The 13,764-nt window shown below is 46.0% G+C and carries 16 protein-coding genes; 14 read left to right on the forward strand and 2 right to left on the reverse strand.

Features of this window, described 5'->3' with window-relative positions; genetic code table 11:
• Window positions 1-57 precede the first annotated feature (57 nt).
• A complete protein-coding gene (locus ACSYTE_RS02130; protein ID WP_491717073.1) occupies window positions 58-897 on the forward strand; it encodes a CAP domain-containing protein in 840 nt (279 codons plus the stop codon).
• 41 nt (window positions 898-938) lie between these two features.
• Here the strand turns inward: ACSYTE_RS02130 and ACSYTE_RS02135 are convergent, their stop codons facing one another.
• Window positions 939-1,655: a hypothetical protein gene (locus ACSYTE_RS02135; protein WP_491717074.1), complete on the reverse strand. Its 717-nt coding sequence runs from the start codon at window positions 1,653-1,655 to the stop codon at window positions 939-941.
• A 106-nt stretch (window positions 1,656-1,761) separates the two neighbouring features.
• Entirely contained in the window at window positions 1,762-3,504 is a 1,743-nt protein-coding gene (locus ACSYTE_RS02140; protein ID WP_491717075.1) for a phospho-sugar mutase, read from the reverse strand.
• Between the two features lie 371 nt (window positions 3,505-3,875).
• Here ACSYTE_RS02140 and ACSYTE_RS02145 point away from each other — a divergent pair, with 371 nt between their 5' ends.
• Genes ACSYTE_RS02145 through fabF form a run of 13 tightly spaced genes read left to right on the forward strand, consistent with a single transcriptional unit; the run spans window position 3,876 to window position 13,751 of the window.
• Window positions 3,876-4,859 carry a beta-ketoacyl-ACP synthase III gene (locus tag ACSYTE_RS02145; RefSeq protein ID WP_491717076.1) on the forward strand — a complete coding sequence of 328 codons (984 nt, stop codon included), beginning with the start codon at window positions 3,876-3,878 and terminating at the stop codon, window positions 4,857-4,859.
• Window positions 4,860-4,889: 30 nt separating this feature from the next.
• Window positions 4,890-5,138 carry an acyl carrier protein gene (locus ACSYTE_RS02150; protein ID WP_219054050.1) on the forward strand — a complete coding sequence of 83 codons (249 nt, stop codon included), beginning with the start codon at window positions 4,890-4,892 and terminating at the stop codon, window positions 5,136-5,138.
• A gap of 30 nt (window positions 5,139-5,168) precedes the next feature.
• On the forward strand, window positions 5,169-6,071 hold the full coding sequence (locus ACSYTE_RS02155) for an ACP S-malonyltransferase (RefSeq protein ID WP_491717077.1): 903 nt from the start codon (window positions 5,169-5,171) through the stop codon (window positions 6,069-6,071).
• Between the two features lies 1 nt (window position 6,072).
• On the forward strand, window positions 6,073-6,807 hold the full coding sequence (fabG, locus tag ACSYTE_RS02160) for a 3-oxoacyl-ACP reductase FabG (RefSeq protein WP_491717078.1): 735 nt from the start codon (window positions 6,073-6,075) through the stop codon (window positions 6,805-6,807).
• Between the two features lie 23 nt (window positions 6,808-6,830).
• Window positions 6,831-7,256: an acetyl-CoA carboxylase biotin carboxyl carrier protein gene (locus ACSYTE_RS02165; RefSeq protein ID WP_491717079.1), complete on the forward strand. Its 426-nt coding sequence runs from the start codon at window positions 6,831-6,833 to the stop codon at window positions 7,254-7,256.
• A gap of 3 nt (window positions 7,257-7,259) precedes the next feature.
• A complete protein-coding gene (locus tag ACSYTE_RS02170; protein WP_491717080.1) occupies window positions 7,260-7,670 on the forward strand; it encodes a 3-hydroxyacyl-ACP dehydratase FabZ family protein in 411 nt (136 codons plus the stop codon).
• Between the two features lie 15 nt (window positions 7,671-7,685).
• A complete protein-coding gene (locus tag ACSYTE_RS02175; RefSeq protein ID WP_491717081.1) occupies window positions 7,686-9,065 on the forward strand; it encodes an acetyl-CoA carboxylase biotin carboxylase subunit in 1,380 nt (459 codons plus the stop codon).
• Window positions 9,049-9,873 carry an acetyl-CoA carboxylase, carboxyltransferase subunit beta gene (gene accD / locus ACSYTE_RS02180; protein WP_491717082.1) on the forward strand — a complete coding sequence of 275 codons (825 nt, stop codon included), beginning with the start codon at window positions 9,049-9,051 and terminating at the stop codon, window positions 9,871-9,873. Before ACSYTE_RS02175 ends, accD begins: the two co-directional genes overlap by 17 nt.
• 16 nt (window positions 9,874-9,889) lie before the next feature.
• Window positions 9,890-10,663 carry a carboxyltransferase subunit alpha gene (gene accA, locus ACSYTE_RS02185; RefSeq protein WP_491717083.1) on the forward strand — a complete coding sequence of 258 codons (774 nt, stop codon included), beginning with the start codon at window positions 9,890-9,892 and terminating at the stop codon, window positions 10,661-10,663.
• 20 nt (window positions 10,664-10,683) lie between these two features.
• On the forward strand, window positions 10,684-11,451 hold the full coding sequence (gene fabI, locus ACSYTE_RS02190; RefSeq protein ID WP_491717084.1) for an enoyl-ACP reductase FabI: 768 nt from the start codon (window positions 10,684-10,686) through the stop codon (window positions 11,449-11,451).
• A gap of 1 nt (window position 11,452) precedes the next feature.
• A complete protein-coding gene (locus tag ACSYTE_RS02195) occupies window positions 11,453-12,031 on the forward strand; it encodes a 4'-phosphopantetheinyl transferase family protein (RefSeq protein WP_491717085.1) in 579 nt (192 codons plus the stop codon).
• A 20-nt stretch (window positions 12,032-12,051) separates the two neighbouring features.
• The gene (gene fabZ, locus ACSYTE_RS02200; protein ID WP_491717086.1) at window positions 12,052-12,504 is read left to right on the forward strand and encodes a 3-hydroxyacyl-ACP dehydratase FabZ; all 453 of its coding nucleotides are present in this window, start codon (window positions 12,052-12,054) and stop codon (window positions 12,502-12,504) included.
• 11 nt (window positions 12,505-12,515) lie between these two features.
• Window positions 12,516-13,751: a beta-ketoacyl-ACP synthase II gene (fabF, locus tag ACSYTE_RS02205; RefSeq protein WP_491717087.1), complete on the forward strand. Its 1,236-nt coding sequence runs from the start codon at window positions 12,516-12,518 to the stop codon at window positions 13,749-13,751.
• Window positions 13,752-13,764 lie beyond the last annotated feature (13 nt).

The following is a 13,764-nucleotide window of genomic DNA, read 5'->3' on the forward strand; positions in this document are numbered from 1 at the left end:
TCCAATTTGCCAAGCTATTGTAAAATAAACTTAAATCATAAATTAAGGATGCTATTCATGAAAAAATTTACTTCAATGCTGCTATCAATCGTCATTATTACTTCATTATTTGAGATTGCAAGCTACCAAAATACTGCACAGGCTAAAACGACCACTGTTTTTTATCCCTCAATGGCTAGTCAGTATCTACCGAACCTAAGAAACGGGAAAATCTATCAATACAATAGTGATAATAATCGCTACGTCCTAACTAATTTCCCCCAAAACGAAACCGATACCACGAATGCACTTGATAACAATGTGATTGCGAACTTATCGGATTTCAAGGTTAAATTACTGCGCCAAAAATTAGCGTCGTGGGGGGTGAAGTACTACTACGTTCAATTTGCTAATCGCGAGCGGGGCTGGGTCCAAAATCAAGATTTACACCCAGTCGGTTTTTTAAAGCATCTTGTGAATAGGAAACCACAATCATACTCTCAAGTCGCTAAGGCAGCGTTTAACTACATTAACTACGTCCGCTTAAGTCATGGGATTAGTAAATTGAAGTGGGATTACGCCTTGAATCGAATCGCTAACGTGCGTGCAAATCAGTTATTTACGACCGCTAATCATAATAATGAGCAGGGGTATCCGTACCGTTATCAAGTGGCCAGTCAACTGGGTTATCCGAACTTAGTGAATCACCTCGGCGAGAACGTGGCCAAAACGCCAGATTACGTCGGTAGATCCGTTCAACAGGGGGTAATCCAAAACCTGAATGCAATGCTGTATGAAGATAGTGGGCCATCACAGTGGGGCCATCGGAATAATATTTTAACTTCGCACTACACTAAGATTGGGGTTGGAATTGATTCTAGCAGGGGGATGCTATTAATCGCATATGTTTTTGAATAAAAAAAGCTGGCGGCTGCCAGCTTTTTGTGTTCATGATTCAATTAATTTTGCAGGGTACCAATTGCATTAGCCATTTCAGAGAAGAAGACCTTTAAGTTATCCCATTGGGCGGTGCTTTGTGAATCGCTGCTGCCTACGTCGATCGCACTATTCGTTAATGCATCACGCATGTTCGATAACTTGGTGTTTTCATCAGCTGAAAAGCGATTTCTAAAGGCAACGTATAATGATTGGGCTGCCATTTGCGCGTTAACGGTATCAAGGGTTGAATATTGATTATTATTATTCATATCACTAACAATGTCATTGAGTGAAGCCGAAATATCACTGTATTTGTCATGATTATAATTAGGGTTATCAGTCGTTTCCGTAGCGTATGGGTCAGGGTTACTAGTTCTATAGTTACCAAAGGCCTCTGGATGGTCTTCAGTAATCTCATTGTAATTATTGTAATCATTAGCAAACTGATCTGCTGAATTAGTAGTATTCGAATTATTACTACTGGTGTTATTAGCAGTATTCGAATTATCATTGTTGGTGTCATTTGAGTTAGTGTTAACAGCAGGGGTAGCCTTATGCTTCTTCTTATTGACCTTCTTTTTATTGACCTTCTTTGCTTTCTTATGGTGCTTTTTAACTACCTTTTTATGCTTCTTAGCAGCATTGACAGTGGTAGTGGGTTCGATTGCACTTAATACGGTGGGAGCGATTAAACTAACTGACAAGATCCCCGCTAATAACATTTTTTTAATTTTCATATATGTACATCTCCTAATTTTTATTCATTAATTAATATATCATTCATAATTGTGATTGACAAATTAAAAGGCCACCCGTGTCGCTGCACTGGTGGCCTGAAAATGATTATTTAGTTAACTGGGCGATTAATTCATGGATCGCTTTGACGTACTTATCGAGCCGCGCCATTGCTTGGTCCTTTGATTCATCTTCGACTCCTACGTAGAACTTCACCTTTGGTTCGGTCCCAGAAGGGCGAATCGTGATCCAAGAACCATCAGCAAGCCAGTATTTTAAAACATTTGAGGAAGGCATGTCGATTTCTTCTTGCTTGCCATTATCAAAGGTTCTCGTGGCGGTCGCAAAGTCTTCGATCGCAGCCACATGTTCACCAGCAAATGCAGTCATTGGGTCATCACGGAGTTGCTCCATGATCGCAGCCATCTGCTTTTGCCCGTCCAGGCCTTCGAATAATTTAGAAATCGTTTTTTCTTCGAAGTAACCATATTTTTGATACATTTCTTGGAGCCCATCGTATAGCGTCATGTCACGGTCCTTGTAGTAGGCGGCGACTTCGGCGAGCATCATCGTGGATTGAATCGCATCCTTATCACGAACGAATGGGCGGATGAGGTAGCCGTAGCTTTCTTCGAACCCAAACAAGAAGCTGTGTTGTTGGTTTTCCTCGAACAACTTGATCTGTTCTGCGATGTACTTGAAGCCGGTCAACACGTTTTTAGTATCAACATTGTAATGTTCAGCAATCTTAGTTGCTAGTTCAGTCGAAACAATCGACTTCACGATGATCCCGTTCTCAGGCAGCGTGCCAAGCTGTTGCTTAGCTTGCAAGATGTAGTTCAACATCACACTCGCGATTTGGTTTCCGGTCATTAACTTGTATTCGCCATCTGGTTGACGGACCGCTGCGCCTAATCGATCGGCATCGGGGTCGGTTTCGATCAAAATGTCAGCGCCGACTTGCTTCCCCTGCTTGATGGCAAGGTCGAATGCTTCGCGGTATTCTGGATTGGGGTGGGGAGTCGTTGGAAATTCAGGATCGGCAATCGTTTGTTCGGTCACCATTTCGAAGTTCTTGAACCCAGCAGTCGAAAGCGCCCGCCGTCCGATGTTCTTGCCCGCGCCGTGCAGTGGCGAGTATACGAACTTCAAATCTTTGCCGACGTTTTGAATTAATTCTTCATTAATATTAACCTTTTTGGCTTCATTTAAATATGCTAAGTCGATATCTTCCCCAACGACGCTTAGGAGGTCTCGTTCACGCAGGTCATGAATGTCAGCAGTTTGAATTGCGAAGAGGTCGCTAGCCTTGTGGGCGGATTCAGTAATGATGGCCGATTCCTTGGGTGGCATCTGGCCGCCGTCTTCACCATAGATCTTAAAGCCGTTGTATTGCTTAGGGTTGTGCGAAGCGGTGATCATGATTCCAGCGTAGGTGTGTAAGTGGCGAACCGCAAATGATAGTTCGGGGACGGGGCGGATATCGTCAACGATAAATGACTTGATGCCGTGTGCTCCTAATACTTGGGCCGAAGTGTACGCAAAGTCGCGCGACCCATAACGGGGGTCAAAACTAATTGCGACCCCGCGCGCCTTGTCAGCAGGATCTAATTGATCCATCAGCATTGCCAATCCTTCGGCTGCTTGGCGGACGGTATAGATGTTCATTCGGTTCAACCCGGCCCCGATGATTCCACGCATTCCGGCGGTCCCGAATGATAGGGTCGCACCGAACGCATCTTCAATTTTTGCTTCGTCATTTTGCATTGCATCTAATTCACGTTTTAAATTCACCGGCATGTCTGCTTCAGCGTGCCATTGATCGTAAATTGATTTAATCTTCTCATCCATGTGTTTGATTCCTCTCTTTAGTAGGCTTTAGCGGTATGTAACTGTTTGCTGATTTAACACTTAAAATTATAATTCAAATCCAGAATTTAAGTCAATTCTAGCGGTGGCGAATTAAGAAAATATACGGGAACTTAAGTGATTTATAATCTAGATGTTACATAATTTATTATGTATCACATTATTAAGATTAATGGATTCATCGGAAAGATTGTATAAAATAGGTATTTTCATGTTATAATGTATCGTTGTCAATTAAATTAGCAAATTTTAGTTGGCTCAATTTTTCTGATTGAGATATCATAGATATTGAAACATCAGACATCCATGGTGACGATTGGGTCACTATGACAAATGGATATTAAGGAGATATTATGAGTACTTTTTCAATTATGGCTACCGCTAAGGCTGTTCCAGATAAAGTGGTAACTAATGATGATCTGGCTCAAATAATGGATACTTCCGATGAATGGATCAGTCGACGGACTGGCATCAAAAGACGCCATGTGGTGACAGATGAGACCAACACCTCGCTTGCGACAAACGTAGCTAAGCAATTATTAGCGAAGACCCACGTTAGCCCAGAGGACGTTGACTTTATCGTGGTCGCCACCATGTCTGGTGATCGATTAATGCCATCGACTGCAGCAGCCGTGCAGGGCCAAATTCAGGCTAACAATGCCTTAGCCTTTGACATTAGCGCTGCTTGTTCTGGTTTCTCATACGGGTTAGATGTGATGAATGCGCTGCTTGCGACCCATCCTGATTCCACTGGGATCTTGATTGGGAGTGAAGCATTAAGCAAGCTCATCGACTGGCACGACCGCACGACCGCCGTATTGTTCGGTGATGGAGCGGGTGGCTTGTTAGTTACTAACCGTGCGACCGAGACGCCTGGCCAATTCCTCAGCAGTCAGCTCAATACCTATGGCGCTGATGGGGATGCCTTGACAATGGGGCAGATTGCGAACCATTCGCCATTTGCGAGTGGAGCCGTTCAATCTGACCTGCCATTGCGCATGGATGGCCATCGCGTATTTGACTTCGCGATTCGGCGGGTCCCAGAATCCATTCGTGAGGCGGTAGCTAAGGCACACCTTAAGTTATCCGATGTGGACTTTTTTATTTTACACCAAGCGAACCAACGCATTGTTAAAAGCGTTGCCCGTAAGCTGAAATTACCATTTAACGACCGCTTCCCGATCAATATCGATGAATACGGAAATACTTCCGCTGCCAGCGAGGCAATTTTACTCGCTGAATTGGTGGAAGATGGTAAAATTAACCGTGGGGACATCCTAGTGATGACCGGCTTTGGTGGCGGTTTAACGACCGGAACTGTTGTAATTAAATATTAGAATTTAAATTTTATGGAGAGTGAATTAAAAATGGCAGACAAGAACGCAATTTTCGACAAGATCAAATCAATCGTAGAAGACCAAACTGATGATGTAAAGGCTGATGACATCAAGTTAGACACTAACTTCAAGGAAGACCTTGACTTAGATAGTTTAGATATTTTTGAAATCATCGACGAATTAGAAGATGAATACGATATCGAAATCGATAGTGACAACGACATGTCAACTGTTCAACAATTAGTTGATTACGTTGCTAGCCAAGTTGACGCTAACTAATTAGTTTTCTTCAATTAGGAGGGTTTGATTTTGAATCTCTGTTATTTATTTAGTGGCCAGGGAAGTCAGTTTGCAAACATGGGTCAAGACTTGTACCAGGCCGAACCGTTATATAAACAAACGGTGGATGAAGCATCAGATGTATTGAATTTAGACCTAGCCGATCCTAAAAATTTTGATGATCCAGCAAATGTTCAAATCGCATTGTTGACAATGAGTACTGGGATTGCTCGTATTTTAGACACCCAGTTACCAATGCCAAAGGCAATGTTTGGACTCAGTCTGGGAGAGTATAGTGCTTTGGTATCTGCTAAAGCACTTTCTTTTCAATCTGGACTAAAATTAGTTCGCGATCGGGCTAGATACATGGATGAAGCTGGCCAAGCAAACCCCGGAGCAATGGCTGCGGTCCTTAATTTGGATCCGCAGGTCGTTACAGAAGTCTGTGACGGCATCGACGGGGTCTATCCAGCAAACTTCAATACTGTGAAGCAAACCGTTATCGGCGGGACGGCCGATGCGGTCGCAAAGGCAAGTGTAATTATGAAGGAAAAGGGTGCCAAGCGTGTCGTTCCGATCAAGGTCGCAGTCGCCTCGCACACCCCATTAATGCAACCAGCTAGTGAACAATTAGCCGTTCGCCTTGAATCGGTTGACTTTGCCGAACCTGCCACCACCGTGATGAGTAATACTTTGGTTGCCCCATTTACTAAGGATAATTTAAAGTCCACCCTAGTAGATCAGTTGGTCAACCCTACTCATTTCATGGGTGACGTCGAAGCAGTCGACCAAATGGGCATCGATGCCTTTGTAGAAATTGGACCAGGTAATACCCTGAGCAAGCTAGCTAAGAAGACTGCTAATCAAGCGATTTATAATATCGAAAGTGTTGATACATTGAATGATTTTAGAGCCAAATTGGAGGATTTCTAATATGACAGACAAGCGCGTGATTTTAGTGACCGGTGGGACCAAGGGAATTGGATTAGCAACAGCTCAGCTACTAGCTACCGACCCCGCTAACTTTGTTGTCGTAAATGCACACCGTGCGTTGGGCGCTGACAAGACCGCTGAATTAAAAAAGCAATTTGCAAATGACATCGATGTCGTAATCGGTGACGTTGCGAGTGAAGAAGACGCGAAACGCATGGTCGATCAAGTCGTTGAAAAGCATGGTACCATCGATGGTTTGATCAACAATGCGGGAATTACTCAAGATAAGCTATTGACTAGAATGGGGACCGACTCCTTTGAAGCAGTGTTACGTACTAATTTAGTCGGGGCCTTTAACATGACTAAGTTTGCCATGAAGATCATGCAAAAGAAGCGGACGGGTTCGATCGTGAACCTTTCCAGTATTGCGGGCCTGCATGGTAACATCGGCCAAGCTAACTACTCTGCAAGTAAGGCCGGCCTAGTTGGTTTGACCAAGACGACTGCTCAAGAAGGGGCACTCCGCGGGATTCGTTGTAATGCCGTTGCTCCTGGGATGATCAAGTCCGACATGACTGACAAGCTGAGCGACCGTAATATCGAAAAGTGGGAAAAACAAATCCCACTCGGCCGCTTCGGAAGCACCGCAGACATTGCCGATGCAATCAAATTCTTGATGAACAATAGTTATATTACCGGTCAAGTAATCACCCTTGATGGTGGATTGACAATTTAAGGATAGTAGGAGTTTTTATTAAAATGGATGAACAAGATGTCGAGAAGTTAATCGATAAATTTGACCAATCCAATCTGACTGAATTACGGATTGAAGGTCAATTATACTTTAGTAAGTTAGACCACCCCCAACAAGTAGTTGCAGGACCAGTGGCTGCTAGTTCTTCTGAACCAGCCGCTGTAAAACAACCAGCTGCTGTTAATAACGACGGGGCTAAGATCAAGGCTCCGCTAGTGGGGATCGTCTACTTTGCACCCAGTCCAGAAAAGCCAGTCTTCAAAGAAGTTGGCGACCACGTTAAGAAGGGCGAAACCGTTTGTGTGATCGAAGCAATGAAGGTCATCAATGACGTTAAGAGCCCCGTTTCTGGAACCATTACTAAGCAATTAGTATCCGATGGGGACATGGTTGAATACGACCAACCCATCTTTGCAATCGAGGAGGACTAAGTCGTGAGTTTCGAAGTTGATAAATTTATCCCCCAACGCTACCCATTTCAAATGATCGATCAAATCGATGAAGTGCGGCCCGGCGAGGGTTCAAAAGCAACTAAGTACTTAACGATCAATGAATGGTTTTTCCAAGGTCAAAATAATCCCGTCATGCCACGGCCAATTGTGCTAGAATGCCTAGCGCAAACGGGCGTGGTATCGCTGTTATCTATGCCTGAATACAAGGGACGCAACGTCTTTTTCGGTGGCATCAAACAAGCCGAGTATCAAGACGACTTTAGACCTGGCGACAAGCTATCATTATCCGTTGAGATGACAAAGTTAAAACACCAAATCGGTGTTGGTCACGGCACGGTGGTTCGCGATGGCGAAGTCATCTGTACCGCTGATCTAGTCTTTGCGATTGAATAAGTAAAGGATGGTTGGATGTTTAAGAAAGTGTTGATCGCAAACCGTGGTGAAATCGCGGTCCAAATCATTCGGGCGTTACGGGAAATGGGGATTCAATCAGTGGCGGTATATTCGACTGCTGATCGTGATAGCCTGTTTACCAAGCTCGCTGATGAAGCCGTTTGTATCGGTGGACCCCAACCAGGCGAATCCTACCTTAATATGGAAGCAATCATTGATACTGCGATCCTAACGGGTAGTGATGCGATTCACCCCGGTTACGGTTTTCTATCTGAAAACGCTGAATTTGCGGAAATTTGTGAACAGTGTCATATTAAGTTCATTGGCCCGAGTTCAGAAGTAATTGATTTAATGGGGAACAAGGCGCATGCCAAGGCGACGATGAAAAAAGCCGGCGTGCCCACGATTCCAGGGAGTGACGGTGCCGTTAAGACCGTTGAACAAGCCATCACAGCTGCCCATCAGATCGGCTACCCAGTCATGCTGAAGGCTGCTGCTGGTGGGGGTGGTAAGGGGATTCGTAAGATCGTCGATGACGATGCAATGCGCGAGATTTACCCGACCACCCAAAGGGAAATCAAACTATCATTTGATGACGATACCCTCTACTTGGAAAAGGACCTAAGCGATGCTAAGCACATTGAAATGCAAGCGATTGCAGATCAAGCGGGCCACATCGTATACTTCCCCGAACGGGACTGTTCTCTCCAACGGGGGCATCAAAAGATCATCGAAGAAAGTCCCTGTATGCTGGTGAGCCAAGAACAACGTGATTACTTAGGTTCACTAGTGGTAAAGGCGATGCAAGAAATCGGCTATGAAAATACCGGTACGATCGAATTCTTGCTCGATGAACACAACATGCAATTCTACTTCATGGAAATGAATACCAGGTTGCAGGTTGAACACACCGTGACCGAAGAAGTCGCGGGAGTCGAACTCATCAAGTCCCAGGTCATGGTCGCAGCGGGGGCGGACCTGCCCTACAAGCAAGCTGACTGTGCACCGAAGGGCTTTGCGATCGAATGTCGGATCAACGCCGAAAATCCAGCAACTGGTTTTACCCCTTCACCGGGTAAGATCAAAGCGCTGCGCTTCCCGTTCGGAACGAAGGGCGTGCGGATCGATGCTGGGGTCGAAGCGGGTGATACGATTTCGCCATTTTACGATTCGATGATCGCCAAGATCATTGTGCACATGCCAACGAAGGCGCAGGCTGTCAATAAGATGCGGCGCGTCATCAAGGAATTCAAAATCGAAGGCGTGGTTACCAACCAAGCCTTTCTTTATGACCTCTTAGATGACGAGCACTTCAAGGCAAGTGACTTTAATAATATGTACATTGAGAATTCATTCTTGAAAGCGTGGTTGAATAAAAATGACACAACCAAATAACGAACCCGCCAATCATTACCAAGCGTTAATGGATCAAATCCCAGACCACCTCTTTGTGAAGTGTCCGATCTGTGGTGAAAGTTTCTATTCCAAGAAGCTCGGTCAGTTCAAGGACTGTCCTAATTGTCACTACGGTTTTCGGATCGGGGCGCAACAACGGATCAAAATGATCTGTGATGAGGGCTCATTCAAAGAAATTGATGCTCACGTCAAGGCCCCCGAACGCTTCAAAGATGACGCCAAATACATGGGCAAGCTAGCAAAGTCACGCAAGGTTACCAACATGGATGAAAGCGTAATGACTGGGATCGGTAAAATCGATGATCAACCAGTCGGCATCGGGGTCATGGACTCGCGCTTCATCATGGGTAGCCTCGGGACTGCCACTGGTGAAAAAATTACGCGCCTCTTTGAAAAATGTACCCAAGAGGACTTACCAGTGATCCTCTTCACCGCCTCGGGTGGGGCGCGGATGCAAGAAGGAATCAATTCATTGATGCAAATGGCAAAGGTTTCAGCCGCAGTAGTTGATCACAGTGCTAAGGGCTTATTATACATAAGCGTTTTGACTGATCCGACTACCGGTGGGGTAACTGCCAGTTTCGCAATGGAAGGTGACATTATCGTCAGTGAACCGCACACGTTGATCGGCTTCGCTGGACGACGGGTCATTGAAAAAACGATTCAACAAGTCCCACCAAAGGACTTTCAAAGAGCCGAAACGCTGCTTAAAAATGGTTTCTTGGATCAAATCGTGCCAAGGCCAGCTTTAAAGGCGTTCTTAGCTAAGTTGTTAGCTTGGCACTAATCAAGGAGGACTGATGATGACAGAAAAACGCGCTTACGATCGGGTCTTGGCGGCTCGGAGTAGTGATAAAATTAGTATCCAAAAATTAGTCGCTGGGATTACAGAAGACTTTGTAGAGCTGCATGGCGACCGTGCTTACGGTGACGATCCTGCGGTTTACGCCGGAATTGGGATTTTGAACGGCAAACCAGTAACGATCGTGGGCATCCAAAAGGGGAGTAATAATGAAGAAAACCTCGCCCGTCATTTTGGTTCTGCCGAACCAGATGGCTACCGCAAGGCCCTGCGGCTGATGAAGGCGGCTGAAAAATTCAACCGTCCCGTCATTACCCTGATCAACACGCCCGGCGCATATCCAGGGGTGGAAGCCGAATACCATGGCCAGGGGTACATGATCGCCCAATCGATCATGCAGGGCTTGAACCTAACCGTCCCATACATCAGCGTGATCGTTGGTGAAGGGGGAAGCGGCGGTGCGCTCGCCTTAGCGGTCGGCGATGAAGTCTGGGCCTTTGAAGACAGTGCTTATTCAGTGCTATCACCAGAGGGCTTTGCGACGATCCTTTGGAAGGATTCAAGTCGCGCCAAGGAAGCTGCCGATCAAATGGGCTTGACCGCAGAGGAACTACTCGCTAATCACATTATCGATCGGGTAGTTCCAGAGGTGAAAAGTGCTGCTGATCTAGCCGCCTTTAAAACCGCATTAGATGCAAAAATCAAAGAATTAGAAATTAAACCGGTCGATCAGCTCCTGGCTGATCGCCACGCTCGCTATCGGAAGTTTAACTAATGAATGGAGGAAATAAACTCATGGCTGGAATTTTAGATGGTAAAAAGATTGTCATAATGGGTGTTGCAAATAAAAAGAGTATCGCGTGGGGTTGTGCCCAAGCATTGTTGGATCAAGGGGCCGAAGTCATCTTGACCTACCAAAACGATCGGATGAAGCGTTCATTGGACAAGCTCTTAGCTGACGTCGACGTTAAGATGTTCGAATGTGACGTTGCAGAAGACGCAAACGTGGAAAAGACCTTTAATGCGATCCACGAAGAAGTCGGTAATATCGACGGGGTCATCCATGCGATTGCCTTTGCGGATAAGGAAACCCTTGAAGGCGGCGTTAAGAACGTCAAAAAGGATGGCTTTAACCTCGCCCAAGACGTTAGTGCCTACTCATTTATTTCAGTTTCTCGTTATGCCAGTGCCATCATGAACGAAGGCGGTAGCATTGCTACGCTTACTTACATCGGGGCTGTTCGGGCAATTCCGAACTACAACATGATGGGGGTCGCTAAGGCTGCTTTGGAAGCTGAAATGCGCTACTTAGCTGCCGAATTAGGAAAAGAAAAGAACGTGCGGGTCAACGCCATTTCAGCAGGGGCAATCAAGACGCTTGCCGTGACTGGCATCAAGCACCACGGTGACCTCTTGAAGATGTCAGAAGGCTTTACCGTCAACGGTAAGAGCGTGACCCCAATGGACGTTGGTAAATCAGCTGCATTCTTGATGAGCGACCTGGCTTCTGGAGTGACTGGTGACGTTATCTACGTTGATAACGGGGTCCACTTGATCGTCTAAGATGCTGCAATTAAGAATCGATTCGATTCAAAACCCACGCTACCAAGCACGGTTTAAAAGTGACAATCTTGGCAAAATGTATAATCCCCGTCAATCAATTGTCGGGAAATATTTGCTAGCCGACTGGCTCCAAGTCAGCCCGCAGGTAGTTGCCAGCGGGACGCTTTTTGACCACGGCCCGCATGGGAAACCAAGGCTAAAGAGTGGGGCGTTTGAGTACAATATTGCAAACTCTTATGATAAAGTGGTCTTAGCAGTTTCAGACCAGCCGATTGGCGTCGATCTAGAAAAGCTCAGGCCCTATGATTATCACCGCATCCACCGTGCATTTCGGCAGGATGAATTAGATTACCTTGCGCAATTGACTGGTGATGACCTGTTGTGGGCCACCTTTAAAATCTGGACGATCAAAGAGGCGGTCTTGAAGCTAGTCGGGATGGGAATTCCCGGCGGCATCAAGAGTATGCAAATTGACCTAACGACCTTTGCCCATGCCGATCGCTATGGCCAGTCCATTCGGCTAACACCCTTGTACGTGGGCTTTGATTACGTCGGTACCATCGCACAATTTGAAGAATAAAGCTTTTTAGGAGGATAATAATGGCTGTTTTAGATATTACTGAAATTATGGATTTAATTCCGAATCGTTACCCCATCTTATACATCGATCGGGTGGACGAATTAGTTCCAGATGAAAAAATCGTGGCAACAAAAAACGTTACGATCAACGAAAACTACTTCCAAGGACACTTCCCTGGGAACCCCGTAATGCCTGGGGTCTTGATCATCGAATCAATGGCTCAAGCTGCATCGATCTTGATCTTAAAGAGTGAAAAATACAAGGACAAGACCGCTTACATGGGTTCAATCAAGAACGCGAAGTTCAGAAAGATGGTCCGTCCAGGAGACGTGATCAGATTCGAAATCACGATGAAGAAGCAACACAGTAACATGGGAACCGTTGATTGTATCGCATTCGTTGGTGATAAGAAGGCTTGTCAAGCCGAATTATCATTCATCGTGCCTGATAAGAAGCGCCCAGAAGCAGAATAGGAGGGACCATTATGGAACATCGTGTCGCTGTAGTCGGGATTGGTGCTGTTACGCCACTAGGTAACGACTCCAAGACCTTCTTAGACAATATCTTTGCAAACAAGACTGGGGTCGCACCCATCACGCATTTCGATGCTAGTGATACTGGGATTACGGTCGCAGCCGAAGTAAAGGACTTCGATCCATTAAAGCGGATCCCAAAGAAGATCTCCAAGCGGATGGACGACTTTTCGCGCTACGCCGTTTATTCAGCCTTTGAAGCCATGGAAATGGCCGGCCTAGAAAAGGGCAGCTACGACCCAGATGACATCGGGGTGATTTATGGTTCTGGAATCGGGGGATTGACGACGATCCAAGAACAAGCCATCAAGATGCACGATAAGGGACCCAAGCGGGTCTCACCATTCTTCGTGCCAAACTCGATCATTAACATGGCCGCTGGAAACATCTCAATCAACTTGGATACTAGAAACATTAATGAAGCTGTCGTTACCGCCTGTGCTTCTGGTACGAATGCGATCGGGGATGCCTTTGAACGGATTAAATCTGGGAAAGCTACCTATATGATTACTGGGGGTTCTGAAGCTTCGATCAATGAACTCGGGATTTCAGGATTCGCCGCATTGACAGCCCTCTCAGATTCGACCGACCCACTGCGCGCTTCAATGCCATTCGATAAGAACCGTTCTGGTTTCGTAATGGGTGAAGGAGCCGGAACATTGGTCCTTGAAGATTATGACCATGCGGTAGCCCGGGGTGCCAACATCCTAGCTGAGATCACTGGTTATGGTTCAACGGGGGATGCCTACCACTTGACGGCCCCTCGTCCTGACGGGAGCGGCGCTATCAAGGCAATGCAAGAAGCCATCAAGGAAAGTGACATGACCGCATCCGATGTTGATTACATCAATGCGCATGGGACGGCAACGCCTGCGAACGACTCTGCTGAATCAGAAGGAATCGCCAAACTCTTTGACGGGGTCAACGATCACGTGATGGTAAGTAGTACCAAGGGTCAAACTGGCCACGCACTCGGGGCAGCCGGCGCATTGGAAGCGGTCATCATGATCGGAGCAATGCAACGGGGTGTCTTACCAGTGAACGTGGGGATGTTTGACTTAGATCCAGAAGTCAAGACGACCATTGTGACTGATGAAAACAAAAACGCACCGCTTAACTTTGCATTAAGTAACTCGTTAGGCTTTGGTGGTCATAACGCAGTGCTTGCATTTAAGCGCGCTAATTAGTAAAATAATTAAA

Source organism: Nicoliella sp. ESL1120 (assembly GCF_058508515.1).